Origin of the sequence: Enterobacter sp. BIDMC93 (assembly GCF_001037805.1) — a bacterium.
GTDB lineage: Bacteria > Pseudomonadota > Gammaproteobacteria > Enterobacterales > Enterobacteriaceae > Enterobacter > Enterobacter hormaechei_C.
Genome location: NZ_KQ089962.1, coordinates 2124880 through 2151560, shown reverse-complemented (window position 1 = coordinate 2151560; position 26681 = coordinate 2124880). Strand labels below are relative to the sequence as shown.

16 protein-coding genes are annotated in these 26681 nt (G+C 58.2%); 9 read left to right on the top strand and 7 right to left on the bottom strand.

The genetic code is table 11. The features are described from left to right. Window positions 1-81: 81 nt before the first annotated feature. From wzc to SK58_RS10105, 3 genes are read right to left on the bottom strand one after another with little or no spacing between them, the layout of a single operon-like run. Window positions 82-2244: a tyrosine-protein kinase Wzc gene (wzc, locus tag SK58_RS10115; protein WP_015572374.1), complete on the bottom strand. Its 2163-nt coding sequence runs from the start codon at window positions 2242-2244 to the stop codon at window positions 82-84. Window positions 2245-2246: 2 nt separating this feature from the next. Beyond that, complete coding sequence (gene wzb / locus SK58_RS10110) at window positions 2247-2690, bottom strand: low molecular weight protein-tyrosine-phosphatase Wzb (protein WP_003862078.1); 444 nt, start codon at window positions 2688-2690, stop codon at window positions 2247-2249. 6 nt (window positions 2691-2696) lie between these two features. Beyond that, complete coding sequence (locus tag SK58_RS10105; protein ID WP_003862079.1) at window positions 2697-3833, bottom strand: polysaccharide export protein; 1137 nt, start codon at window positions 3831-3833, stop codon at window positions 2697-2699. 693 nt (window positions 3834-4526) lie between these two features. On the opposite strand from SK58_RS10105, the gene SK58_RS10100 reads away from it, so the two are divergent. Further along, window positions 4527-6110, top strand: coding sequence for a TerC family protein (locus tag SK58_RS10100; protein WP_015572372.1), 1584 nt, complete (start codon window positions 4527-4529; stop codon window positions 6108-6110). 90 nt (window positions 6111-6200) lie between these two features. On the opposite strand, the gene asmA is transcribed toward SK58_RS10100, so the two are convergent. From asmA to udk, 3 genes are all read right to left on the bottom strand, one after another. After that, window positions 6201-8051, bottom strand: a complete 1851-nt coding sequence (gene asmA, locus SK58_RS10095) for an outer membrane assembly protein AsmA (RefSeq protein ID WP_045349359.1) — start codon at window positions 8049-8051, stop codon at window positions 6201-6203. A 23-nt stretch (window positions 8052-8074) separates the two neighbouring features. Beyond that, window positions 8075-8656 carry a dCTP deaminase gene (gene dcd, locus SK58_RS10090; RefSeq protein WP_006811250.1) on the bottom strand — a complete coding sequence of 194 codons (582 nt, stop codon included), beginning with the start codon at window positions 8654-8656 and terminating at the stop codon, window positions 8075-8077. 91 nt (window positions 8657-8747) lie between these two features. Continuing rightward, window positions 8748-9389, bottom strand: a complete 642-nt coding sequence (udk, locus tag SK58_RS10085; RefSeq protein ID WP_000130320.1) for a uridine kinase — start codon at window positions 9387-9389, stop codon at window positions 8748-8750. 342 nt (window positions 9390-9731) lie between these two features. Here udk and SK58_RS10080 point away from each other — a divergent pair, with 342 nt between their 5' ends. Beyond that, entirely contained in the window at window positions 9732-13061 is a 3330-nt protein-coding gene (locus SK58_RS10080; protein ID WP_048219784.1) for a diguanylate cyclase, read from the top strand. On the opposite strand, the gene alkA is transcribed toward SK58_RS10080, so the two are convergent. Continuing rightward, on the bottom strand, window positions 13026-13898 hold the full coding sequence (gene alkA / locus SK58_RS10075; protein WP_017693082.1) for a DNA-3-methyladenine glycosylase 2: 873 nt from the start codon (window positions 13896-13898) through the stop codon (window positions 13026-13028). The two genes, SK58_RS10080 and alkA, sit on opposite strands and share 36 nt — an antisense overlap. Window positions 13899-14028: 130 nt before the next feature. On the opposite strand from alkA, the gene yegD reads away from it, so the two are divergent. The 7 genes from yegD (at window position 14029) to baeR (ending at window position 26535) form a co-directional block, all read left to right on the top strand. Next, the gene (yegD, locus tag SK58_RS10070) at window positions 14029-15381 is read left to right on the top strand and encodes a molecular chaperone (protein ID WP_045349357.1); all 1353 of its coding nucleotides are present in this window, start codon (window positions 14029-14031) and stop codon (window positions 15379-15381) included. A gap of 216 nt (window positions 15382-15597) precedes the next feature. Then, window positions 15598-16800 (top strand): MdtA/MuxA family multidrug efflux RND transporter periplasmic adaptor subunit, encoded by a 1203-nt coding sequence (locus SK58_RS10065; protein WP_047738854.1) that lies wholly within the window; start codon window positions 15598-15600, stop codon window positions 16798-16800. Beyond that, window positions 16800-19922 (top strand): MdtB/MuxB family multidrug efflux RND transporter permease subunit, encoded by a 3123-nt coding sequence (locus tag SK58_RS10060; protein ID WP_017383264.1) that lies wholly within the window; start codon window positions 16800-16802, stop codon window positions 19920-19922. Before SK58_RS10065 ends, SK58_RS10060 begins: the two co-directional genes overlap by 1 nt. Further along, window positions 19923-23000: a multidrug efflux RND transporter permease subunit MdtC gene (gene mdtC / locus SK58_RS10055; protein ID WP_048219781.1), complete on the top strand. Its 3078-nt coding sequence runs from the start codon at window positions 19923-19925 to the stop codon at window positions 22998-23000. Continuing rightward, complete coding sequence (locus SK58_RS10050; RefSeq protein ID WP_032669506.1) at window positions 23001-24416, top strand: MFS transporter; 1416 nt, start codon at window positions 23001-23003, stop codon at window positions 24414-24416. Continuing rightward, window positions 24413-25816 carry an envelope stress sensor histidine kinase BaeS gene (gene baeS / locus SK58_RS10045; RefSeq protein WP_047718283.1) on the top strand — a complete coding sequence of 468 codons (1404 nt, stop codon included), beginning with the start codon at window positions 24413-24415 and terminating at the stop codon, window positions 25814-25816. Before SK58_RS10050 ends, baeS begins: the two co-directional genes overlap by 4 nt. Beyond that, window positions 25813-26535, top strand: coding sequence for an envelope stress response regulator BaeR (gene baeR / locus SK58_RS10040; RefSeq protein ID WP_047718284.1), 723 nt, complete (start codon window positions 25813-25815; stop codon window positions 26533-26535). Before baeS ends, baeR begins: the two co-directional genes overlap by 4 nt. Window positions 26536-26681: the final 146 nt, after the last annotated feature.

Genomic DNA, 26681 nt, shown 5'->3' with positions numbered 1-26681 from the left:
TCTCCCGGAGGGAGAGGGAGAAAAGCTGCACCATGCAGTCCTCTCTCCCCCCTGGGGAGAGGGTTAGGATGAGGGGGATTATTATTTACTGTCAGACTTATATTCGTACTCGTAGTAGCCGTAATCCTGATACCCGGTCGCGCGGCGGAAGATGGAGTTCAGAATGACCCCCTTCACCTCAATACCGTTCTGCTCAAAGCGGCTCAGGCTGGTTTCCACTTCCTTCAGGGTGTTCACCGCATAGCGTGCGACCATCAGCGTAGTGCCCGCATGACGCCCTACCACGGCAGCGTCGGTGACCGCCAGAATTGGTGGGGTATCGATCAGCACCAGGTCATAGTTTTTGCTCGCCCACTCAATCAGCTGCGTGAAGCGCTCGCTCATCAGCAGTTCAGACGGGTTCGGCGGCACCTGGCCACGCGGGATCAGGTCAAATTTCGGAATCGACGTCGGCTTGGCGCTCTCGCTGATTTCCCCTTTACCGAGCAGGATTTCCGACAGACCGTTAACGTTGTTGGTCCCCAGCAGCTCATGGGTGTAGCCCTTACGCATATCGCAGTCGATCAACAGCACGCGCTTGTTGGTCTGGCTCACCACCGCCGCCAGGTTGGCGCAGACGAAGGTTTTACCGATTGACGGGCTGACACCGGTCATCATCAGGACGTTGTTTTTGGCCTGCATCATGGCGAAGTGGAGGCTGGTACGCAGGCTGCGCACCGCTTCAATCGCCAGGTCAGTCGGGTTACCCACGGCCAGCAGCTGGCTCTGTTTGTAACGCTTGACGCCCTTAACGGTTTTGACGCTGTCACGGGACTTCTGCCACTCTGAAAGCGGGATGCTGGCGTACACGCTGATCCCGTTCTCTTCCAGCACCTGCGGGCTTTCGATACCGCGGTTGAACAGCGAGCGCAGCAGCACGCCGACAATGGAAAGCATCAGGCCGAGAATAATGCTGCCGAGGATAATCAGCGCTTTCTTCGGCTTCAGCACGCCAGGCTGAGTAATCGCCGGGTCAACGATACGCACGTCGCCGACGGTGCTGGCTTCGGTGATTTTCAGCTCCTGCTGTTTGTTCAGCAGCTGCATGTAAACCTGCTGGCCGGATTCCACATCACGCGTCAGGCGTACAATTTCCTGCTGCGTCTTCGGCATCGCGGTCACGCGGTCATTCAGCTTCGCCTTCTCTTCTTCCAGGGTACGACGTTTCTCCAGCAGCGTGCGGTACGCCGGGTGACGTTTGGTATAGAGCTTGGAAATCTCCGCCTCTTTGAAGGTCAGCTCGTTCAGCTGCGCATCAATATTCACCATGGAGTCGAGAACCGATTTCGCCTCCAGCGGCAGATCGACGGAATCCTTGTCCTGACGGTACGCGTTCAGCTTGTTCTCAGCGTCATCCAGACGGGCACGCACCTCCGGCAGCTGTTTACTGAGAAACGCCAGGCTTTTTGCAGCTTCCGCTGACTTACGCTCAACGTTCTGCTCCAGATAGTTGCGGGTGATGCTATTGAGGATGTCGCGAATTTGATCCTTGTCTTCACCGGTGAAGGTCATGCTCAGGACGCCGGTGTCCTTGCCGTTTTCGGTGACGGTCAGGTTGTTTTGCAGGTTGTTGATCATCCCGAGCGTCGAGAATTTGGTGACCGTAAACTCCCCGCCCTCATGCGCCTGAATTGCGCTGACCTTGATGCTGACGCCCTCTTTGGTCAGCATCTGCCCCACCTCGCCGCGTGCGCTGAAGCCCGCGTCGCTGGTCAGTTGATACTGTTTTGGTCCCAGCACTGTCAGGGTAAAGGTTTGGTCCCCTGCCCCTTTTGGGATCACGAAGTCGGTCACTTTTACCGTATCGTTACTGCGCCCCATCAGGCGATCCCAGCCTGCGCCAAATACCGGGAAGGTGTTTTTGGTGACCGCGATATCCAGCCCCAGATCGTGAACCGTTTTGCCCAGTACCAGGCGCGACTGGATCAGCTGAATTTCGGCTTCCGATGCCGGCGGCTTGTTGGCCAGCGCCGAGCCGATATCCTGAACCAGCGAGTTTCCGGTATTTTGTTCGATCTGCACCAGCGCGTCGGCGCTGTAAATAGGCGTCGCGAACAGCGTATAAACGATCGCCGCCACGGCAAAGATGGCGGTAATACCCAGCACCCACCATTTCGCTTCAATAACGGTCCCGACCAGGCGACCGATATCGATTTCATCACTGCCCGACGTCGGGGCGGCAGAAGGTCTTGTTTTTTCTGTCATTGTTATCCCTGCTGAGCTTTCAGTGCCTGCGCCCACTGACGGGCAGACTGGTCTAGTAAGGTGTATACCGCCTCAAAGGCCTCGCGGCTCTTGCGATACGGATCGGGAATTTCGCGCTCACCATCCCAGTGACCAAACAGCATCACCTTGCCGCGCATCTCCGGTGCGATATCGCACAGCGCGTGAATGTGGCGTTTTTCCATCGCGAGGATCAGGTCATATTCCCGGCACATCCGGCCAGAGACCTGACGGGCAACGTGCCCGTCGAGTGAGAGGTTATGCTCAAGGGCAACGCTTGCGGCACGTTCGTCGGCACCTTTTCCGACCAGCGCGCCCAGCCCTGCGGAGTCGACCGTTAACGCAGGCTGATAATTTTTCAACAGCCTTTCAGCCGTGGGGGAACGGCAAATGTTCCCCACGCACACCACCAGAATTTTGTTAAACATCGCGGCTTACCAGTTATGAACGTCGCTCGCCGTATCCGTCATGTAGCGAACGCCACTGATGGTAGGCAGCAACTGGTTGATCAGACGGTTCCAGCGGGCAACCGGCGCGGTGGTGACATAGACCACATCGTACGGCTGGAGACGGAACGACGTTGCCATGACCAGCGACGTCGCGTCGGACATATCCAGCTGGTAGATGTTGGCAATCTTGCCCTTCGCGTTCTCGCCTTTGATAGGACGGATCACGAAGATACCGCTGGCGTTGGAGGCGGTCAGATCGATGCCTTCCGCATTGCCCAGCGCTTCGGTCAGGGTCATACCGCTGAAGTCCATCTTGAGGGTGCTCTGTTTCTTCACTTCACCCATCACGAACACTTTCAGATCGTCGTTGCGCGGCACGTACAGAATATCGCCCGGATAAAGGAGGCGGTTCTGGGTCAGGTCACCGTTTTGCATCAGCGCCTGAAGCGAAATGCGCTGCTCTTTGCCGTTGTGGGTCAGCACCACGTTGCGCCAGTCAGCGCCGTCGGTTAAGCCGCCTGCGGCATTGATCGCATCGAGAACGGTGAGCGGGACGTTAGTGATCGCCTGCTGGCCGGATTTATTGACCTGGCCAGAGATATAGGCTTTCTGGGATCGGAACGCGGCGATATTAACGTCCACCTGCGGGTCAGCAATGTACTGCGCCAGGCGGCCGGTAATATCACTACGGATCTCAGCAAGCGTTTTGCCCGCGACGTGCACTTTGCCAATGTAGGGATAGAACATGGTGCCATCGGACTGTACCCAGTTACCGGTGTCACTTGAGCTGCGGTACTGGCCCGCAGGCGTGGTCAGTTCAGGGTGATCCCAGACGGTCACATTAATGACGTCACCCGGACCCACGCGATACTGGTAAGAGGCAATTTCCTGGTCCAGAGACATATTTGGCTGAGCAACATTTGGACGTGGGCGTAATTGTTCCACCAGACGTGGGGTTAATGGATACACATTCACCATTTTGTCGAGATCAAAATCAGCATCCTGCTGTTTAATCACATCCTTGCCCATTGTCGACATATTGCTGCCGGGAAAGACCGTGCAACCACTCATCAAGGTCACAGACACCAATAATGGCATCAATTTCATTTTGGATTTCATCATTGATTATTTATCACTTTGGCAGAGTAATTATCCTGTGCAATTAAAATAAGCGCGGGTCGTGGTGACAATCAGAATGCAGTTAATCATTTAGCAATATAACTGGCATCAGTCCTAAAAAAAGCTTATTCATCCATTGGCTATTGACAGAATAATTGAGGCTGATTCACACGCTTTCAGGCACGCTACCGCCCTTGGCTTTCAGTTACCAATCCACTGACTAAACAATGCGTTATGGTTAGACACCCTCTTGGATAAGGCCTTTTGCGAAATATATCAAACGCCTCACAGGGGCGATTGATAATGTATAACCTTCACCAAAGACCGAAACAAAAATAGCAACAAGGAGATTTAACATTTGATGCTGGAAGAATTGTTGCAGCTAACCTAATAGCAGGCAAGGAGACAACCGTCCTAATATTCGTTTTTAAGATTAATATTAAGAGCAAAGTTTTAAGGTTTTCGGATTTTCTTTATATTGACAAAATAGATCGCCAGACCATTTATTGCGATATATCCTAAATATCGTCTTATGTAATTAAATCTTCGCAATTAACTTATTTACACCGCCCGGCAAATGGGGTTTACCTGAGTGTAGCATTAAGAGAAATCTCACCCCGGCATTGCAATTTCCGTCGGCTTTATCCATGATCGAAGTGTGACATTAGTCATATAACAGAAGGTATTGCATTTACTATGGAATGGATTGCCGATCCATCAATCTGGGCCGGGCTGGTGACGCTGGTCGTCATCGAATTAGTGCTCGGCATTGATAACCTGGTGTTTATCGCCATCCTTGCCGATAAATTACCCCCTTCACAACGCGACCGCGCCCGCGTGACGGGTCTTCTGCTCGCCATGGTGATGCGTCTGCTGTTACTGGCCTCAATCTCCTGGCTGGTGACGCTGACCAAACCCTTATTCAGCGTGCAGGGTCTGAGCTTTAGCGCCCGCGACCTGATCATGCTTTTCGGCGGATTGTTCCTGCTGTTCAAAGCCACGGTTGAGCTTAATGAGCGGCTGGAAGGAAAAGACAGTGAAAACCCCACCCAGCGACGCGGTGCAAAATTCTGGCCAGTGGTCGCGCAGATAGTGGTGCTGGATGCCGTCTTTTCTCTCGACTCCGTGATCACGGCCGTCGGGATGGTTGACCATCTGGCGGTGATGATGGCCGCGGTGATCATCGCCATCACCCTGATGGTGCTCGCCAGTAAAGCCCTGACGCGCTTCGTGAACAGTCACCCGACTATCGTCATCCTCTGTCTGAGCTTCCTGCTGATGATTGGCTTTAGCCTGGTCGCGGATGGTTTTGGCTTCCATATCCCGAAAGGGTATCTGTACGCCGCCATTGGTTTCTCGGTGCTGATTGAGTTTCTCAACCAGCTGGCCATTTTCAACCGTCGCCGTTTTCTCTCCGCGAACCAGACATTACGACAGCGCACCGCAGATACGGTGATGCGCCTGCTGAGCGGCAAAAAAGAGGATGCCGAGCTGGATGCTGAATCCGCGGCGATGCTTGCCGACCACAGCGACGGGCAGATCTTCAACCCGCAGGAACGCCGGATGATAGAGCGCGTGCTTAACCTCAACCAGCGCTCGGTGAGCAGTATCATGACCTCCCGCCATGACATTGAGCATATTGACCTGACGGCGCCGGAAGAGCAGATCCGCGCCCTGCTGGATAAAAACCAGCACACCCGCGTGGTCGTGACCGGCGGTGAAGAGGAAGAAGAGCTGCTGGGCGTGGTACACGTGATTGACCTCCTGCAACAGCAGCTCCACGGCGAGCCGCTCAACCTGCGGGCGCTGGTGCGCCAGCCGCTGGTCTTCCCGGAAGCGCTGCCGCTGCTCTCCGCGCTGGAGCAGTTCCGCAACGCGCGTACCCACTTCGCGTTTGTCGTTGATGAGTTTGGTTCTGTGGAAGGGCTGGTAACGCTCAGCGACGTGATGGAAACCATCGCCGGTAATCTGCCTAATGAGGTGGATGAGATCGATGCGCGTCACGATATTCAGAAAAACGCCGACGGCAGCTGGACCGCCAACGGCCATATGCCGCTCGAAGATCTGGTGCAGTTCGTTCCGCTTCCGCTGGATGAGAAGCGCGAATACCACACCATCGCCGGTTTGCTGATGGAATATCTGCAACGTATTCCGCAGCCGGGCGAAGAGGTCCAGGTGGGGGATTATATGATCAAAACCTTGCAGGTAGAGAGCCATCGCGTGCAGAAGGTGCAGCTGATACCGCTGCGCGGTGAAGATGAGATGGATTTTGAGGTGTAAAAAAGCCGGGTGGCGCTTCGCTTACCCGGCCTACGGTGTCTGGCTTTTGTAGGCCGGGTAAGGCAAAGCCGCCACCCGGCACAACAGGCATCACAGCTTATCGAGCAGCTTTTTCACGTCCTTACCTGACTGAGACTCTTTATTGCGGTCCGCCCAGTCATTCAGCCGACGTTTCGCTTCATCCTGAAGGTGCTTCCGCAGGATCTGATCGACCTGCAAACTGTAATTCAACTCCTGCCATTTTCCGTACACGCGCAGCGGTATCGGCGTCTCTTTCAGGAACTCCACAAGCTGGCCTTCGCCTTCCCAGCCAGCCTTCACGCGGACGTTGAAGCGGGTGTCTGCCGTCTCTTTCACCAGATCCAGCGCGCCGGTTCCGGTCAGCGCCAGCAGTGACGAAGTCCCCTGCATGTCGTCCAGCGAGAGCTGACCGTTGTCGAGGGCAAGCTCGCTGGTAAAGCTGTCCAGACGGGTTGCGCTGTCGTAGTTTTCATTCGCTTTCACGCTGCTGCTGCGCTCTACCGCCTGCTGCACCAGCTGCTGGAAGTTCAGCCCTTCCATGCGCGAATCTTTCAGCTCAACGTGCGCCTGCCCCTGCCAGCTACGACGGAAAGCGTCCGCATCAATCTTCGTACCAGAGAAATCCCCTGCCAGCGACAGCTGCCCCGTGAGGGCAATCGGGTAATTAAAGGCTTTCAGGATGGTGCCAATCTCAACGTTTTCCAGACGCGGCTGGAACGCGGCGCTGGCAACGTCTTTGCGTACATCCAGCGTGCCCGGCAGGGAGAGGTTCCCTGCTCCCATTTTTCCGCTGAGCTCGGAGATGACCAGCAGGCCGTTGTGGTTGAACATCTGGCTGCTGACGTCAGTAAAATCAATCCCACGCCAGCGCACGCTGTTCGCTTTCAGCAGAATGTCGGCGGTAAATCCGCGCAGGCCGTTGTAGTCAGGCTGATCGAGATTTGAGGAGATCACCGGACGCGACTGCGTGACCTGGCTTTGCCCCACCTGCGTGGCTCCCTCATCGGTCGCGTTCACCGATTGGGGCGGAAGCAGGTTCTCGAGGTTCAGCTTGTCGAATTGCAGATCCAGCACCCACTTAGGTTTCTCATCAAGCGTGACGCTCGCCTGCCCCTTCAGGGCACTGTCGTTGGCCTGGAGATTGAGCGCGTTCAGTTCGAGCTGTTTGCGCTCTTCATGCCACACCGCCTGCATCGTGCCCTGGCCGACAATCCCCTTCGCGGGTAAATCCGCGCCGGTCAGCTGCCAGTTGAGCTGCTGAACGTCCGCCGTCAGCTGGTGCGGATAGTCAGAGGCGTTCACGTTCGCGTTCATCGACAGGTTGAGATCGCGCTGATTGCGGTTGATCCGCCCGGAGAACTCCATGGTGGCGTGATGGTTGGCATCCTGCTCCATCCTGAGGTTGATATTGCGTACGGTGATCTGTTCGTCATCTTCATGCTGGAAAACCAGCACGCTGTCAGCAACTTTCAGATTACCAATATCGAACGACCAGCCGGTGTCAGACGGGACGTCAGGCAAGGTGTTTTCACGCGGTGCGACCGGAGCATCCGCCTGACGAACGGCTTCGGTTTGCGGCGTAAGCTGAATCACCGCCCCTTTCAGCATCACCTGTTCAACCTGGAGCTGATGGGATAAGAGCGGGATGAGCGCGACATCAAGACGCATGTTATCCGCCGTGACCAGCGGCTGCGCGGCACCCGGCGCGGTGAGGGACATACGTCCGGAGAGAATGCTGAGCTGAGGCCAGACGTGCCAGCGCAGCGGCCCGTCCAGCTTGAGTTCATACCCGCTGCGCGCTTCCACCTGCCGCACCATGTAGGCCCGGAAGTCATTCGGGTTAACCAGCAGCACCAACGCTGAAAGGCCAGCCACCAGCACCACCAGCAAAATCATCAGCGTTGTCAGAACTCTTCTCATGGCTTCCTCAGTGAACTCACAGATCAGTCTTTATCGATACGACTGGCAACCGCACCCTGCTGGTCGCGATATTTTGCGTCCTGACGGCGGTTATAAGGACGGTCTGCCGGGCCGGTCAGCGGTTCAAAGCTCAACGCACCAATCATCATTCCCGGACGAAGCGCCAGCGGCAATTTACCGGCGTTAAAGAACTCCAGCACGATACGGCCAGACCAGCCCGGATCGATACGGTGCGCGGTGACGTGCACCATCAGGCCCAGACGCGCCAGGGAAGAGCGTCCGTCAAGCCAGCCGACCAGGTCCGCAGGCAGCGTGACCGATTCAAAGGTCACCGCCAGCGCCAGTTCGCCAGGATGGAGATAAAACGCCTCTCCTTCTTCGATGACGATTTCGTCGCTCATGACGCGATCCAGCGCCGCACTGACTTCGTCTTTCGGCCCGCTGAGGTCTATAAACGGTGCCGTGTGGCCGCTGAAGGTGCGGAATTTATTCCCCAGACGCACATCGACGGTCACGCCGTTAATACGCTCAACCGGCGGACGCGGGGTGATAGACAGGCGGCCTTCATCCAGCCAGGCTTCTATATCGCGGTCACAAAGACGCATGGCACTTTCTCCTTTCGTGCATCGCGCCCTGAAGCCTTACGGCGTCAGGGCAAAACCAGGTTATCTCTGAACGGTACACAATTCACACGGCTTATTCAAAAAACTGACTGATTTTCGCTTTTAAGATATCAATGGCAATACGGTTTTTACCGCCGCGAGGCACGATAATATCGGCGTATTGTTTCGAAGGCTCAATAAATTGCAGGAACATCGGGCGAACGGTTTTCTGATATTGCGCCATCACGGAGTCCATGGAGCGGCCGCGTTCGTTAACGTCGCGTTTAATACGCCGCATCAGGCAGATATCCAGCGGAGTGTCGACGAAAATCGAGAAGTTCATAGATTCGCGCAGACGGGCGTCGGTGAGCAGCAAAATCCCTTCAAGGATAATCACCTTCTTGGGCTCGATACGGATCGTTTCCTGGGTGCGGGTATGTTCCACGTAGCTGTAGACGGGCAGCTCAATCGCCTCGCCGCGCTTGAGCGCTTCCAGATGCTGGAACAGCAGGCTGTGATCCATCGCACTGGGGTGGTCGTAGTTGGTTTTTACGCGCTCTTCCATCGAAAGATGGGATTGATCTTTGTAATAGCTATCTTCGGGAATCACACCGATATGCTCATCACCCACTTGTTCACGCAGTTCGCGATAAAGCGTACTGGCAATAAGACTTTTACCTGAAGCCGATGCGCCGGCGATGCCTATGATGACGCACTGATGAGACTTATCAGTCATAAATTTAGCGACCTGATTAACCTGGATGTAAGGAAGGACGACGCCGGAGCGTCAAACGCGGCAATTATAGGGATTTCGGGGGCGTGATACCAGTCGAATGCGCAGGTTATGCGAGGCGGGCTGAAAAGCGCTGTTTCACGCCTTTAGCAAAATTTTTACGCGCGGTTTTTCGCCATTTCATCACCCTTCTTCGCAGAGTAACTATTTTATAAGTCTATGAAGTCAAAATCTGACCACTCAGCATATGAATTGTAAAATGTTTGTACTAGCATAAACCAAATTATTAATTTCACGCGTCCGGACCTGGCTCCTGACAACATGGCGTCCCTGGATAGAGCGGTAATGAATAAACAATACCAGCGGGTTTTGGTTACTACCCCACATCCTTTACTGCGGCTTGTCTGTCTGGGTCTGGTCACGTTCATCTTCACCTTATTTTCCCTCGAGCTGACTCGCTTCGGTACGCTGCTGGCGCCACTATGGTTCCCGACTTCAATTATGATGGTGGCGTTTTACCGCCATGCGGGAAAAATGTGGCCCGGCATTGCGCTCGCCTGCTCCTTTGGCAATATTTTTGCCTCGTGGATGCTCTTCTCATGGGCATCGATCAACATCACCTATACGGCGATCAATATCATTGAGGCCACGGTTGGCGCGCTGTTACTGCGTAAGCTGCTCCCCTGGTATAACCCGCTGCAAAACCTCAACGACTGGGTCCGGCTTGCCCTCGGCAGTGCCCTGGTGCCGCCGCTGGTGGGGGGCGTTCTGGTTCATTTTCTGGTGCCGAGCGCGGAGCCGCTGCGTAATTTCCTTGTCTGGGTACTTTCAGAAGCCATTGGCGCACTGGCGCTGGTGCCGTTAGGTCTGCTGTTTAAGCCGCATTACCTGCTGCGCCACCGCAACCCGAAACTGCTGCTGGAAACGCTGGTGACCCTGGTCGTCACGCTGGTTCTTAGCTGGACGGCAATCACCTGGCTGCCGTGGCCATTCACCTGCATTATCGTTCTACTGATGTGGAGCGCGGTCCGTCTGCCGCGTATGGAAGCGTTCCTGATATTTTTATTCACCATCATGATGGTGTCCCTGATGATGGCGCGAAATCCGCTCTCCATGACGCCCTCCACCATGATCGTCACCTTCAACGCGCCGTGGCTCCCCTTCCTGATGATGCTGCTCCCCGCCAACATTATGACGATGGTGATGTATGCCTTCCGGGCCGAGCGTAAACATATTACGGAAAGCGAAGAACGTTTTCGCAATGCGATGGAGTATTCCGCGATTGGTATGGCGCTGGTGGGCATTGAGGGCCAGTGGCTTCAGGCCAACAAGGCGCTGTGCAATTTCCTCGGTTACAGCCAGTCTGAGCTTCAGTCGCTCACGTTCCAGCAGTTAACCTGGCCGGAAGATTTAAATACCGACCTGGAACAGTTGCAACAGCTGATTCACGGCGAGATCAACACCTACACCCTCGAAAAACGCTACTACACCCGCAGCGGCGAGGTGGTGTGGGCGCTGCTGGCCGTCTCCGTTGTGCGCCATGCCGACGGCACCCCGCTCTACTTTATTGCCCAGATTGAAGACATCAACGATCTGAAACAGACCGAGTGGGTGAATAAGCGTCTGATGGAGCGTATCACTCTCGCTAACGAAGCCGGCGGAATCGGGATTTGGGAGTGGGATCTCGAGCCGGACGTAATCAGCTGGGATAAACGGATGTTTGAGCTGTACGAGATCCCCTCGCACATTAAACCCACCTGGCAGCTCTGGCATGCGGCCATGGTGCCTGAAGATCGTACGCACGCCGAACAGGTCCTGCGTGAGTCACTCCAGGCCAGGGTACCTTTCAAGCTGGAATTTCGCATTCGCGTCAAGGATGGCATTCGCCACATTCGTTCGCTGGCGAACCGGGTGCTGAACAAACAGGGCGAAGTGGAGCGGCTGTTAGGGATCAACATGGATATGACCGAGGTGAAGCAGCTGAACGAGGCGCTATTCCAGGAAAAAGAGCGCCTGCATATCACCCTCGACTCTATCGGCGAAGCGGTGCTGTGTACCGACATCGACATGAACATCACCTTTATGAACCCGGTCGCCGAGAAGATGAGCGGCTGGTCGCAAAGCGAAGCGCTGGGTCAGCCCGTTCTGAAGGTGCTGCACATTACCTTCGGCGAGAACGGTCCGTTAATGGAAAACATCCACAGCGGCGATATGTCCCGTACCGATATCGAACAGGATGTGGTGCTTAACTGCCGCAATGGCGGCAGTTTCGACATTCATTACAGCATAACCCCCCTCAGCACTCTGGAAGGACACACCATCGGCTCGGTGCTGGTGATTCAGGACGTCACCGAGTCGCGCAAAATGCTGCGCCAGCTGAGCTACAGCGCTTCCCATGACGCCCTTACCCACCTGGCGAACCGCGTCAGCTTTGAAAACCATCTTAAGCGCCTGTTGCAGACGGTACAGGAGACCCATCAGCGTCACGCGCTGGTCTTTATCGATCTTGACCGTTTTAAGGCGGTGAACGATACGGCAGGCCACGCGGCGGGCGACGCTCTCCTGCGCGAACTCTCTTCGCTGATGCTGACCATGCTGCGCTCCAGCGACGTGCTGGCGCGTCTGGGCGGCGACGAGTTTGGCCTGCTGCTGCCGGACTGCAACGTCGAAAGCGCACGCTATATTGCGGGCCGGTTGATCGACGCCATCAACAACTATCATTTCTCCTGGGAAGGACGCCTGCACCGCATTGGCGCCAGCGCGGGGATTACGCTGATTGACGACACCAATTATCAGGCTGCGGAAGTGATGTCTCAGGCCGATATTGCCTGCTACGCCTCGAAAAACAGCGGGCGCGGCGTGGTCACCGTCTACGAACCCCAGCAGGAGCGGATCCACAGCACGCGCAGCATGATGTCGCTGGATGAGCAGTGGCACATGATTAAAGATAACCATCTGCTGATGATCGCCCGCAGCGTCGCCTCGCCGCGCATTCCCGAGAGCAGTAGCTTCTGGCTGATTTCCTTGCGGCTGTGGACCAGCCAGGGAGAAGTGCTGGAAGAGCATGCCTTCCGCGCCGGGCTGGCGGAGCCGGAGCTGCTGCACGCCCTGGACCGACGGATATTCAGCGAATTTTTCCGTACCTATGCCGCACAGGTGGCGGCCAAAGGAATGGGCGTCGCGCTGCCGCTCTCAGAAGCGGGTTTAGCCAGCGTCACGCTGGTGGATGAGCTGCTCGACCTCATTACCAAAGGTCCGCTGCCGGCGCGGCTGCTGCATCTGGCGATCGCCGCTGATGTGCTGAGCAATAAAGATGAAAACGTGCAGCAGGGTCTGCAAAAGCTTCGTCAGGCTGGCTGTCGCGTGGTGCTGACCCGGGTCGGACGCGATATGAACGTCTTCAGCCAGCTCAGCGCCAATACCGCTGATTATCTGCTGCTGGATGCAGACGTGGTGACTAACGTCCACGGCAATCTGATGGATGAGATGATGGTGACAATCATTCAGGGCCACGCCCAGCGTCTGGGCATAAAAACCATTGCCGGGCCATGCCATCAGTCGATCATGATGGATACGCTATCGGGCATCGGCGTTGACTTCATTTACGGCGACACCATCGGGGAAGCGCAGCCGCTCGATCTACTGCTGAATACCAGCTATTTCGCCATCAACTGACGGCGACCAGCCGTCGGTGTACCAGATATGTAACAGCGCATACGAGCGCCACGGCTGCCAGCGCTCGGCATAGCGACGGATCTGCGCGGGCGTCATACCGGCAAAGCGCTGTTTAATCAGATAGTCATCCGGCAGGAAAACATCCTTCGCCTGCCAGCCGCGCAGGGCCAGATAATTCGCGGTCCAGCGCCCGATGCCGGGGCGCTGTTGTAGCGCCTTCATCCCGGCCTCAACGTTCGCAGGCGGGAACAGCGGGAATTCACCGTCCACCACCGACTGCGCCAGATGAATCAACGACTCCGCACGCCTGAGCGGCATCCCGAGGGCTTTCAACGCCAGCGGATCTGCCGCGGCCAGCACCTCTGGCGGAGGAAAGCAGAGATAGCCCGGCGCATCCTCAATGGGTTCACCGCACAGCGCCACCACCCGTGACGCCAGTTTTGCCGCCATCGCCACGCTCACCAGTTGCCCGAGAATGGCGCGCACGCCCTGCTCGTATGCATCCATCGCGCCGGGCAAACGTAAGCCCGGCCGCGCCGCGCCGAGCTCGCCGAGAGTCTGCGCAATGTGCAGCGGGTCGCAATCGAGGTCAAACAGGCGGGAGATGCGGTCGAGGCAGATATCCGCCACCGGGATCAGGCCAGGGCTGAGCGACACCGCCAGCGTAGGGGTTGCGCTGTCTGGCGTAACCCGGAAAACGCCCTGGTGCCCGGCATAGCCAAAACTGCGCTCGTAGTAATCCTCCGTAACGGTCTCAACCCCCGTGACCGCACGCGCGGCAAGAAAGCCAAACATCCACGACCAGTCGTAGGGCGGTTGCCAGTTCAGGGTGTACATCGTCTCTCCTTTTGTATTTACCTCAGCATAAACCGAAAGATCGCCTTGCGCCTTGCTTTCATATTCCTGTTGTCGCCTGGCAGACATTTCGCTAAAGTCTCGCCCCTTCTCACCGGCATGGGGATTTATTGTGTTTATTGGATTCGACTACGGCACCGCAAACTGCTCGGTTGCGATAATGCAAAACGGACAACCGCAGCTCCTGAAAATGGAAAACGGCAGTACGCTGTTGCCGTCAATGCTTTGTGCGCCCACGCGTGAAGCGGTGAGCGAGTGGCTGTTCCGCCACCATCAGGTTCCGGCCACGGCGGCGGAGACCCAGGCGCTGCTGCGCCGTGCGGTCAGCTTTAACCGCGAGGAAGATATCGACGTTACCTCGTCCAGCGTGCAGTTCGGCCTCTCTTCCCTCGGGCAGTACATTGAAGATCCGGAAGAGGTCTACTTCGTTAAATCGCCGAAATCCTTCCTCGGCGCCAGCGGCATGAAGCCGCAGCAGGTGGCGATGTTTGAAGATCTGGTCTGCGCGATGATGCTGCACATCCGCAATCAGGCGCAGTCTCAGGTGCCGGATGCCATCACCCAGGCGGTGATTGGCCGTCCGATTAACTTTCAGGGGCTGGGCGGCGACGAAGCCAACCAGCAGGCGCAGGGGATCCTTGAGCGTGCAGCGCACCGGGCAGGCTTCCGTGACGTGGTGTTCCAGTATGAGCCGGTTGCGGCGGGGCTGGATTTTGAAGCCACGCTGACGGAAGAGAAACGGGTGCTGGTGGTGGACATCGGCGGCGGTACGACGGACTGTTCATTACTGCTGATGGGTCCGCAGTGGCATCACCGTCGCGATCGTGAAAATAGTCTGCTGGGGCACAGCGGCTGCCGCGTGGGCGGTAACGATCTGGATATTGCCCTGGCCTTCAAGAGCCTGATGCCGCTGCTCGGCATGGGCGGTCAAACCGAGAAAGGCATCGCCCTGCCGATCCTGCCGTGGTGGAACGCGATTGCCATCAACGACGTCCCTGCCCAGAGTGATTTTTACAGCACCGCGAATGGCCGTTTCCTCAACGATCTGGTGCGTGATGCGCAGGATGCAGAGAAGGTCGCACTTCTGTATAAGGTGTGGCGTCAGCGTCTGAGCTACCGCGTGGTGCGCACCGCCGAAGAGAGCAAAATTGCCCTTTCCGATCGTCCAGAGCATGCGGTTTCGCTGCCGTTTATCAGTGACGATCTGGCTACGGCTATCACTCAGGAAGGGCTGGAAATGGCGCTGACTCAGCCGCTTCAGCGTATTCTGGAGCAGGTGCAGCTGGCGCTTGAGAACGGCAACGTGAAGCCGGACGTAATTTACCTGACTGGCGGTAGCGCCCGTTCGCCGCTGATCAAGAAAGCGCTGGCGGAACAGCTGCCGGGGATCCCGATTGCCGGTGGCGATGACTTTGGCTCCGTTACGGCAGGGCTGGCGCGCTGGGCGCAGGTGGTGTTTAGCTAATGGGGTTGTGCCGGGTGGCGGCTTCGCCTTACCCGGCCTACAAGATCCTCCAACCGTAGGCCGGGTAAGCGCAGCGCCACCCGGCGAAGGCGAAACCGCAGCGCCACACTCAGACAATTCCCGACAGTCTTCCATATTTCCTCCATTTTTCCGCTGTGTTAGCTGACTAAACTAGTATCATTCCCCGAAAGAGTTTCAGGATGAGAACGTATAACGATGAAAGGCAGTAACAAATCCCGCTGGGCAATCGCCGTTGGTCTGATTGTGGTGGTCCTGGCCGCCGCCTGGTACTGGCACAGCCAGTCCGCGAACTCCACGGCACCTGCTGGCGCTAATAGCCCCTCACAACGCTCAACGGGCGGCGGGCGCCACGGTATGCGCGGCGGTGCGCTGGCACCGGTGCAGGCGGCAACGGCGGTGAATAAAGCGGTGCCTCGTTATCTCTCCGGGCTGGGAACCATCACCGCCGCCAACACCGTGACGGTACGTAGCCGCGTGGACGGTCAGTTGATGGCCATCCATTTCCAGGAAGGTCAGCAGGTAAAAGCCGGCGATCTGCTGGCGGAAATCGATCCAAGCCAGTTTAAGGTGGCCCTGGCGCAGGCGCAGGGGCAGCTCGCGAAAGACAAAGCCACCCTCGCCAATGCCCGCCGCGATTTAGCCCGCTATCAGCAGCTGGTAAAAACCAACCTCGTGTCGCGCCAGGAGCTGGACACCCAGCAGTCTCTGGTCAGTGAATCTCAGGGCACCATCAAGGCCGACGAAGCCGCGGTCGCCAGCGCCCAGCTCCAGCTCGACTGGAGCCGGATCACCGCGCCGATTGACGGCCGCGTGGGCCTGAAACAGGTCGATATCGGGAACCAAATCTCCAGCGGCGATACCACGGGCATCGTGGTGATCACCCAGACGCACCCTATCGATCTCGTCTTTACCCTGCCGGAAAGCGACATTGCGACGGTGATACAGGCGCAGAAGGCCGGAAAAGCGCTGGTGGTTGAAGCCTGGGATCGCACCAACAAGCAGAAGCTGAGCGAAGGTTCGCTGTTGAGCCTGGATAACCAGATCGACACCACCACCGGCACCATTAAGCTAAAAGCACGCTTCAACAATCAGGACGATGCCCTGTTCCCGAATCAGTTCGTCAACGCGCGAATGCTGGTCGCGACCGAAGAAAACGCGGTGGTGATCCCGACGGCGGCCCTGCAAATGGGCAGTGAAGGCAACTTTGTCTGGGTGCTGAACAGCGAAAACAAGGTCAGCAAACACCTGGTGAAAACCGGCATCCAGGACAGCCAGACGGTGGTGATCAGCGCCGGGCTGTCCGCTGGCGACCGCGTCGTGACCGACGGTATTGACCGTCTGACCGAAGGGGCGCAGGTCGAGGTGGTGGAAGCGCAGAATACAGGAGCAAAAGCCTGATGCAGGTGATGCCGCCGAGCTCTACAGGTGGGCCATCACGCCTGTTTATCTTACGTCCGGTTGCGACGACCCTGTTGATGGTGGCGATCCTGCTGGCCGGGATCATTGGCTACCGTTTTCTGCCCGTGTCGGCGCTGCCGGAAGTGGACTACCCGACCATTCAGGTTGTCACCCTCTATCCGGGCGCCAGTCCGGATGTGGTGACGTCCGCCATCACCGCCCCGCTGGAGCGTCAGTTTGGCCAGATGTCTGGCCTGAAGCAGATGTCCTCCCAGAGCTCCGGCGGCGCTTCGGTCGTCACGCTTCAGTTCCAGCTCACGCTGTCGCTGGATGTCGCCGAGCAGGAGGTGCAGGCCGCGATTAACGCCGCCACTAACCTGCTGCCGTCTGACCTGCCGAATCCACCGGTTTACAGCAAGGTCAACCCGGCGGATCCGCCGATCATGACCCTTGCCGTCACCTCCTCCGCCATGCCGATGACCCAGGTGGAAGACATGGTTGAAACCCGCGTGGCGCAGAAGATTTCGCAGGTGACCGGCGTAGGGCTGGTGACGCTGGCGGGCGGTCAACGCCCCGCCGTGCGCGTCAAACTGAATGCCCAGGCCATTGCCGCGCTGGGGTTAACCAGCGAAACCATCCGCACCGCCATCAGCAGCGCCAACGTCAACTCAGCGAAGGGGTCGCTGGACGGCCCGACCCGCGCGGTCACGCTCTCCGCCAACGACCAGATGCAGTCCGCCGATGAGTACCGTCAGCTGATCATTGCCTACCAGAACGGCGCGCCGATCCGCCTGGGCGACGTAGCCACCGTCGAACAAGGTGCAGAAAACAGCTGGCTCGGGGCGTGGGCCAATAAGCAGCAGGCGATTGTCATGAACGTTCAGCGCCAGCCGGGCGCGAATATTATTGATACCGCCGACAGCATTCGCACCATGCTGCCGCAGCTGGTGGAAAGCCTGCCAAAATCGGTCAGCGTGAAAGTGCTCTCTGACCGCACCACGAATATTCGCGCGTCAGTGACCGACACCCAGTTCGAGCTGATGCTGGCGATTGCGCTGGTGGTGATGATCATCTACCTGTTCCTGCGCAACGTCCCGGCAACCATCATTCCCGCCGTCGCCGTGCCGCTCTCGCTGGTCGGAACGTTCGCGGTGATGGTGTTTCTCGACTTTTCGATTAACAACCTGACGCTGATGGCGCTCACCATCGCCACCGGGTTTGTGGTGGACGACGCCATCGTGGTAATCGAAAACATCTCGCGCTATATCGAAAAAGGTGAAAAGCCGTTAGCCGCCGCGCTGAAGGGCGCGGGGGAGATCGGCTTTACCATTATCTCGCTCACCTTCTCGCTGATTGCGGTGCTGATCCCGCTGCTGTTTATGGGCGATATCGTCGGGCGGCTGTTCCGCGAGTTTGCCGTGACGCTGGCGGTCGCCATTCTGATCTCTGCCGTGGTGTCGCTGACGCTGACGCCGATGATGTGCGCCCGCATGCTGAGCCACGAGTCCCTGCGCAAGCAAAACCGCTTCTCGCGCGCCTCCGAGCGGATGTTCGAGCGCATTATCGCCGCCTACGGCCGCGTGCTGGCGAAAGTCCTGAACCATCCGTGGGCGACGCTCGGCGTGGCGCTCGGCACCCTGGCGCTCAGCGTCATGCTGTGGATTTTCATTCCGAAAGGCTTCTTCCCGATTCAGGACAACGGCATTATTCAGGGCACGCTTCAGGCGCCGCAGACGGTCTCCTTCGCCAACATGGCGCAGCGCCAGCAGCAGGTGTCTGAGATCATCATGAAAGATCCGGCGGTGGAAAGCCTGACTGCCTACGTGGGCGTGGACGGCACCAACCCGTCGCTCAACAGCGCGCGCCTGCAAATTAACCTTAAACCGCTCGATGACCGCGACGATCGCGTTAACGCGGTGATTGAACGCCTGCAAAGCGCGGTGGCGCGCGTGCCGGGCATTGAGCTGTATCTGCAACCGATCCAGGATTTAACCATTGATACGCAGGTGAGCCGCACGCAGTACCAGTTTACGCTCCAGGCCACCTCGCTTGAGGCGCTGAGCACCTGGGTGCCGCAGCTGGTGGACAAGCTGAAAGCACTGCCGCAGGTTTCTGACGTCAGCAGCGACTGGCAGGATAAAGGGCTGGCGGCGTACGTGAACGTCAACCGCGACACCGCCAGCCGTCTGGGCATTACCATGTCCGACGTGGATAACGCCCTGTATAACGCCTTTGGCCAGCGCCTGATCTCCACCATCTATACCCAGGCCAACCAGTATCGCGTGGTGCTGGAACATAACACCGAGAACACGCCCGGGCTGGCCGCGCTGGACACGGTGCGCCTGACCAGCAAAGACGGCGGGATTGTGCCGCTCAGCGCCATTGCCAGCGTGGAAGAGCGCCACACCCCACTGTCGATTAACCATCTCGATCAGTTCCCGTCCACCACCATTTCGTTCAACGTGCCGGACGGGTATTCCCTGGGCGAAGCGGTGGAGGCCATTCTGGGCGCGGAGAAAGAACTCAGCTTCCCGTCCGATATTCAGACCCAGTTCCAGGGCAGTACGCTGGCGTTCCAGGCCGCGCTGGGCAGCACCGTCTGGCTGATTGTCGCGGCGGTGGTGGCGATGTATATCGTGCTTGGCGTGCTGTATGAAAGCTTTATCCACCCAATCACCATCCTCTCCACCCTGCCGACGGCGGGCGTGGGGGCGCTGCTGGCGCTGATGCTGGCGGGGAGCGAGCTGGACGTCATTGCGATCATCGGCATCATCCTGCTTATCGGCATTGTGAAGAAAAACGCCATCATGATGATCGACTTTGCGCTGGCCGCCGAGCGCGAGCAGGGTATGGCGCCGCGCGAGGCCATTTACCAGGCCTGTCTGCTGCGTTTTCGTCCGATCCTGATGACCACCCTCGCCGCCCTGCTGGGCGCGCTGCCGCTGATGCTGAGCACCGGCGTGGGGGCCGAACTGCGCCGTCCACTGGGCATCGGGATGGTGGGCGGCCTGCTGGTGAGCCAGGTGCTGACGCTGTTTACCACGCCGGTTATCTACCTGCTGTTTGACCGTCTGGCCCTGTGGACGAAAAGCCGCTTCCCGAAACGTGAAGAGGAGGCGTAAGTGAAGTTTTTCGCCCTCTTCATTTACCGTCCGGTGGCGACGATTTTACTCTCCGTCGCTATTACCCTGTGCGGCGTGCTGGGCTTCCGGCTGCTGCCGGTGGCCCCGCTGCCGCAGGTCGATTTCCCGGTGATCATGGTCAGCGCCTCGCTGCCGGGTGCCTCACCGGAAACCATGGCGTCATCGGTGGCGACGCCGCTTGAGCGCTCGCTTGGGCGAATTGCCGGGGTTAACGAGATGACCTCCAGCAGTTCGCTGGGCAGCACGCGCATCATTCTGGAATTTAACTTCGACCGGGACATCAACGGCGCGGCGCGTGACGTGCAGGCCGCGATAAACGCCGCCCAAAGCCTGCTGCCAAGCGGCATGCCGAGCCGTCCAACCTACCGCAAGGCTAACCCGTCCGACGCGCCGATCATGATCCTGACGCTCACGTCAGAGACCTACTCCCAGGGCGAGCTGTACGATTTTGCCTCCACCCAGCTGGCGCAAACCATCGCCCAGATTGACGGCGTGGGCGACGTGGACGTCGGCGGCAGCTCTCTGCCCGCCGTGCGCGTGGGGCTGAATCCGCAGGCGCTGTTTAACCAGGGCGTATCGCTGGACGACGTGCGTTCCGCCATCAGCAACGCCAACGTGCGTAAGCCGCAGGGCGCGATTGAGGACAACAGCCACCGCTGGCAGATCCAGACCAACGACGAGCTGAAAACCGCCGCCGAGTATCAGCCGTTGATTATTCACTACAACAACGGTGCGGCGGTGCGCCTGAGCGACGTCGCCAGCGTCAACGATTCGGTGCAGGACGTGCGTAACGCCGGGATGACTAACGCCAAACCGGCGATTTTGCTGATGATCCGCAAACTGCCGGAAGCCAACATTATCCAGACGGTGAACAGCATCCGCGCGCGCCTGCCGGAGCTCCAGGAAACGATTCCGGCGGCCATCGACCTCCAGATTGCGCAGGACCGCTCCCCTACCATCCGCGCCTCGCTTGAGGAGGTAGAGCAAACGCTGATCATCTCCGTCGCGCTGGTGATCCTGGTGGTGTTCCTGTTCCTGCGCTCGGGGCGCGCCACGCTGATCCCGGCGGTGGCGGTTCCGGTATCGCTGATAGGCACCTTTGCCGCCATGTACCTGTGTGGGTTTAGTCTTAACAACCTGTCGCTGATGGCGCTGACGATTGCCACCGGGTTTGTAGTGGATGACGCCATCGTGGTGCTGGAGAATATCTCGCGCCATCTGGAAGCGGGCATGAAGCCGCTCCAGGCGGCGCTTCAGGGGACGCGCGAAGTGGGCTTCACGGTCCTGTCCATGAGCCTGTCGCTGGTGGCGGTGTTCCTGCCGCTGCTGCTGATGGGCGGCCTGCCGGGGCGACTGCTGCGCGAATTTGCCGTCACGCTTTCCGTCGCCATCGGTATCTCCCTGGTGATTTCGCTGACGCTGACGCCGATGATGTGCGGCTGGATGCTAAAGCGCAGCCAACCGCACTCGCAGCCGCGCAGGAAAGGCTTTGGCCGCGTCCTGATAGCGATGCAGTCAGGCTATGGCAAATCGCTGAAATGGGTGCTGAACCACACGCGTCTTGTCGGGCTGGTGCTGATCGGCACCATCGTCCTCAACGTCTGGATGTATATCACCATCCCGAAAACCTTCTTCCCGGAGCAGGATACCGGCGTGCTGATGGGCGGTATTCAGGCGGACCAGAGTATTTCGTTCCAGGCGATGCGGGGCAAACTGCAAGACTTTATGAAAATCATCCGGGAAGATCCGGCCGTGGATAACGTCACCGGCTTTACCGGCGGCTCGCGCGTTAACAGCGGGATGATGTTTATTACCCTTAAGCCGCGCGGTGAACGTCACGAAACGGCGCAGCAGATCATTGACCGCCTGCGGCTGAAGCTCGCCAAAGAGCCGGGGGCAAATCTGTTTTTGATGGCCGTTCAGGATATCCGCGTCGGCGGACGACAGGCTAACGCCAGCTATCAGTATACCCTGCTCTCAGATGACTTAGCCGCCCTGCGCGAGTGGGAGCCGAAGATCCGTAAAGCGCTGGCCGCGCTGCCGCAGCTGGCGGACGTGAACTCCGACAGCCAGAATAACGGCGCCGAGATGGCGCTCACCTACGATCGCGAAACCATGTCCCGCCTGGGCATTAACGTTGAAGCGGCCAACAGCCTGCTTAACAACGCCTTCGGGCAGCGTGAAGTCTCCACCATCTATCAGCCGATGAACCAGTACAAGGTGGTGATGGAAGTTGATCCGCGCTACACCCAGGACATCAGCGCGCTGGACAAGATGTTTGTGATCAATAATGACGGCAAGGCGATCCCGCTGTCGTACTTCGCCAGCTGGCAGCCGTCGAACGCGCCGCTGTCGGTGAACCACCAGGGGCTTTCCGCCGCCTCGACCGTGTCGTTTAACCTGCCAACCGGCTCGTCGCTGTCTGAGGCCAGCGACGCCATCAACCGCGCCATGACCCAGCTCGGGGTGCCCTCCTCCGTGCGCGGCAGCTTTGCCGGTACGGCGCAGGTGTTCCAGGACACCATGAACTCGCAGGTCATTTTGATCCTGGCGGCTATTGCCACGGTTTATATCGTGCTGGGCGTGCTGTACGAAAGCTATGTGCACCCGTTGACCATTCTCTCCACGCTTCCCTCTGCGGGCGTGGGGGCGCTGCTGGCGCTGGAGCTGTTCGGTGCCCCGTTCAGCCTAATCGCGCTCATCGGGATCATGCTATTAATAGGTATTGTGAAGAAAAACGCGATTATGATGGTCGACTTTGCCCTGGACGCCCAGCGTAACGGCAACCTGACGCCGGACGAGGCGATATTCCAGGCCTGTCTGCTGCGTTTTCGCCCGATCATGATGACCACGCTGGCCGCGCTGTTCGGTGCGCTACCGCTGGTTATATCCGGCGGTGACGGCTCTGAACTGCGCCAGCCGCTGGGGATCACGATTGTCGGCGGCCTGGTGATGAGCCAGCTGCTGACGCTCTATACCACGCCGGTAGTCTATCTGTTCTTTGACCGACTGCGGCTGCGTTTTTCGCGTAAAAAGAGAACCACGGTGACCGAGTAAATGACCGACCTACCCAGTAACGTTCGCTGGCAATTGTGGATCGTCGCGTTCGGCTTCTTTATGCAGTCGCTGGACACGACCATCGTGAACACCGCCCTCCCCTCGATGGCGAAAAGCCTGGGGGAGAGCCCGCTGCACATGCATATGGTGATTGTCGCCTACGTGCTGACGGTCGCCGTGATGCTGCCTGCCAGCGGCTGGCTGGCGGATAAAGTCGGTGTGAGAAACATCTTCTTCACCGCCATTGTGCTGTTTACCACCGGGTCGCTGTTTTGCGCCCAGGCCAATACCCTCGACCAGCTGGTGATGGCGCGCGTGCTACAGGGCGTCGGCGGCGCGATGATGGTGCCCGTCGGGCGGTTAACGGTGATGAAAATTGTTCCGCGCGCGCAGTATATGGCGGCGATGACCTTCGTCACCTTGCCCGGTCAGGTCGGCCCGCTGCTTGGCCCGGCGCTGGGCGGGATTCTGGTGGAGTATGCCTCCTGGCACTGGATCTTCCTGATCAACCTGCCGGTCGGTATTATCGGCGCGATTGCCACCCTGACGCTGATGCCGAACTATAAAATGCAGACCCGGCGCTTTGATTTCGTTGGCTTTATCCTGCTGGCGGCTGGCATGGCGACGCTCACCCTGGCCCTCGACGGGCAAAAAGGGTTGGGGATCTCCTCCCTGTCGCTCGCCCTGCTGGTGGCGCTGGGGATCACCGCGATTCTCTGGTATCTGTGGCATGCCAGAGGCAACGCTAACGCGCTGTTCAGCCTGAATCTTTTCAGGAATCCCACCTACCGTCTTGGTCTCTTCGGCAGCTTTGCCGGACGCATCGGCAGCGGCATGTTGCCGTTTATGACGCCGGTGTTTTTACAGATTGGGATGGGCTTCTCGCCGTTCCACGCCGGGCTGATGATGATCCCGATGGTGCTCGGCAGCATGGGGATGAAGCGTATTGTGGTGCAGGTGGTGAACCGCTTTGGCTATCGCCGGGTGCTGGTGACCGCCACGATCGGGCTGGCGTTGGTTTGCCTGCTGTTTATGGCCGTGGCGCTGCTGGGCTGGTACTACATCCTGCCGCTGGTGCTGTTCTGCCAGGGGATCATCAACTCCATGCGCTTCTCGTCGATGAACACCCTGACGCTGAAAGATCTGCCGGACGAGCTGGCGAGCAGCGGTAACAGCCTGCTGTCGATGATCATGCAGCTCTCCATGAGCGTGGGGGTCACGGTCGCCGGATTGCTGCTCGGCATGTACGGTCAGCACCATCTCAGCGCCGACACCCCCGTCGCGCATCAGGTCTTTTTATATACTTACCTCAGCATGGCGGTAATTATCGCCCTGCCCGCTTTTATCTTTGCCAGAGTACCGAATGACACGACCAAAAACGTCGTGATCCGACGCGGCAAAAGGAGTGCACCATGAAATTCTGGCGTCCGGGGATCACCGGTAAGCTTTTTGTGGCGATTTTCGCCACCTGTATCGTTCTGCTGATTACCATGCACTGGGCGGTGCGGGTCAGCTTTGAGCGCGGCTTTATTGACTACATTAAGCACGGTAACGAACAGCGACTACAGGGCTTAAGCGACGCGCTGGGCGAACAGTATAGCCTGCACGGTAACTGGCGTTTTCTGCGCAATAACGATCGCTTTGTGTTTCAAATCCTGCGCTCGCTGGAGCACGATAATGACGACGACCGCCCGGGGCCGGGCATGCCGCCGCACGGCTGGCGCACCCAGTTCTGGGTGATTGATCAGGAGATGCGCGTGCTCGTTGGCCCACGCTCTCCGGTACCGCCGGACGGTACAAAGCGCGCCATCACCTCGAACGGCGCCACGGTGGGCTGGGTTATCGCCTCGCCGGTCGAGCGGCTGACGCGCAACACCGACATCAACTTTGACCGCCAGCAGCGTCAGACCAGCTGGCTGATTGTCGCGCTTTCTACCCTGCTTGCGGCGCTCGCCACCTTCCCGCTGGCGCGCGGCCTGCTGGCGCCGGTTAAGCGCCTGGTGGAAGGCACGCACAAGCTGGCGGCGGGTGATTTCTCGACCCGCGTGGACACCCGCAGCCAGGATGAACTGGGCAAGCTGGCGCAGGACTTCAACCAGCTCGCCAGCACGCTGGAAAAAAACCAGCAGATGCGCCGCGATTTTATGGCCGATATTTCGCACGAGCTGCGCACCCCGCTGGCGGTGCTGCGCGGCGAGCTGGAGGCGATACAGGACGGCGTAAGGCAGTTCACCCCCGAGTCCGTGGCCTCGCTACAGGCGGAAGTCGGCACGCTGACCAAGCTGGTGGACGATCTGCATCAGCTTTCCATGTCCGACGAAGGCGCCCTGGCCTACCAGAAAGCACCAATAGACGTGATCAATATCCTTGAAGTTGTGACCGGCGCATTCCGCGAACGCTTCGCCAGCCGTGACCTGAAAATCAACCTTTCGCTGCCGGACAGCGCGGTGGTATTTGGCGACAGAGATCGCCTGATGCAGCTGTTCAATAATTTGCTGGAGAACAGCCTCCGCTACACCGACGGCGGCGGCGCGCTGCATATCTCCGGCAGGCAGGAAAACGGGCGCTTTGCCCTGACCTTTGCGGACTCTGCCCCTGGCGTGAAGGATGCGCAGCTGGAAAAACTGTTCGAGCGCTTCTATCGTACCGAAGGTTCACGCAACCGCGCCAGCGGCGGTTCCGGCCTTGGGCTGGCGATTTGCGTTAACATTGTAGAGGCCCACGGCGGCACCATCCGCGCCGCCCATTCGCCTTTTGGCGGGGTTAGCATTACAGTAGAGTTACCTCTGGAACGGGATTTATCGAGGGAAGCATGACCGAGTTACCGATTGACGACAACACACCGCGTATTTTGATCGTGGAAGACGAGCCTAAACTTGGGCAGCTGCTGATCGACTATTTGCGCGCTGCGAGCTACGCGCCAACGCTTATCAACCACGGCGACCAGGTGCTCCCCTACGTGCGCCAGACGCCGCCGGATCTGATCCTGCTGGATCTGATGCTGCCGGGTACCGACGGCCTGACCCTGTGCCGGGAAATTCGTCGTTTCTCCGATGTGCCCATCGTGATGGTGACGGCCAAAATCGAAGAGATCGACCGTCTGCTGGGGCTCGAAATCGGCGCCGACGATTACATCTGCAAGCCTTACAGCCCGCGGGAGGTGGTCGCTCGGGTGAAAACCATCCTCCGCCGCTGTAAGCCACAGCGTGAATTGCAGGTGCTGGATGCGCAAAGCCCGCTGATCGTCGACGAAAGCCGCTTCCAGGCGAGCTGGCGCAGCAAACTATTGGATCTCACCCCAGCGGAGTTCCGCCTGCTGAAAACGCTCTCCCACGAGCCGGGAAAAGTGTTTTCCCGCGAACAGCTGCTCAACCATCTGTATGACGATTACCGCGTAGTGACCGACCGCACCATCGACAGTCACATCAAAAACCTGCGCCGCAAGCTGGAGGCACTGGACGCCGACCAGTCGTTTATTCGCGCGGTGTACGGCGTGGGTTATCGCTGGGAAGCGGATGCGTGCAGGATTGCTTAATATTTGCTTTAACGATGATTACCTGCCCAGGTAATCATCGTTCTTCATAACATTCACTTTCTAACAACACCCCTACCTGATTTGACAATTGCAAATTGTAATGTTTGATGTTAAAAACGAAATAAATCACAATATTACGGCTTCAA

What these genes read in the sequence shown, in the direction of transcription:
- wzc (WP_015572374.1), bottom strand. Translation starts at nt 2,244, where the DNA reads ATGACAGAAAAAACAAGACCTTCTGCCGCCCCGACGTCGGGCAGTGAT.
- SK58_RS10060 (WP_017383264.1), top strand. Translation starts at nt 16,800, where the DNA reads ATGCAGGTGATGCCGCCGAGCTCTACAGGTGGGCCATCACGCCTGTTT.
- baeR (WP_047718284.1), top strand. Translation starts at nt 25,813, where the DNA reads ATGACCGAGTTACCGATTGACGACAACACACCGCGTATTTTGATCGTG.
- asmA (WP_045349359.1), bottom strand. Translation starts at nt 8,051, where the DNA reads ATGAGAAGAGTTCTGACAACGCTGATGATTTTGCTGGTGGTGCTGGTG.
- baeS (WP_047718283.1), top strand. Translation starts at nt 24,413, where the DNA reads ATGAAATTCTGGCGTCCGGGGATCACCGGTAAGCTTTTTGTGGCGATT.
- SK58_RS10065 (WP_047738854.1), top strand. Translation starts at nt 15,598, where the DNA reads ATGAAAGGCAGTAACAAATCCCGCTGGGCAATCGCCGTTGGTCTGATT.
- SK58_RS10080 (WP_048219784.1), top strand. Translation starts at nt 9,732, where the DNA reads ATGAATAAACAATACCAGCGGGTTTTGGTTACTACCCCACATCCTTTA.
- wzb (WP_003862078.1), bottom strand. Translation starts at nt 2,690, where the DNA reads ATGTTTAACAAAATTCTGGTGGTGTGCGTGGGGAACATTTGCCGTTCC.
- SK58_RS10100 (WP_015572372.1), top strand. Translation starts at nt 4,527, where the DNA reads ATGGAATGGATTGCCGATCCATCAATCTGGGCCGGGCTGGTGACGCTG.
- udk (WP_000130320.1), bottom strand. Translation starts at nt 9,389, where the DNA reads ATGACTGATAAGTCTCATCAGTGCGTCATCATAGGCATCGCCGGCGCA.
- SK58_RS10050 (WP_032669506.1), top strand. Translation starts at nt 23,001, where the DNA reads ATGACCGACCTACCCAGTAACGTTCGCTGGCAATTGTGGATCGTCGCG.
- alkA (WP_017693082.1), bottom strand. Translation starts at nt 13,898, where the DNA reads ATGTACACCCTGAACTGGCAACCGCCCTACGACTGGTCGTGGATGTTT.
- dcd (WP_006811250.1), bottom strand. Translation starts at nt 8,656, where the DNA reads ATGCGTCTTTGTGACCGCGATATAGAAGCCTGGCTGGATGAAGGCCGC.
- SK58_RS10105 (WP_003862079.1), bottom strand. Translation starts at nt 3,833, where the DNA reads ATGATGAAATCCAAAATGAAATTGATGCCATTATTGGTGTCTGTGACC.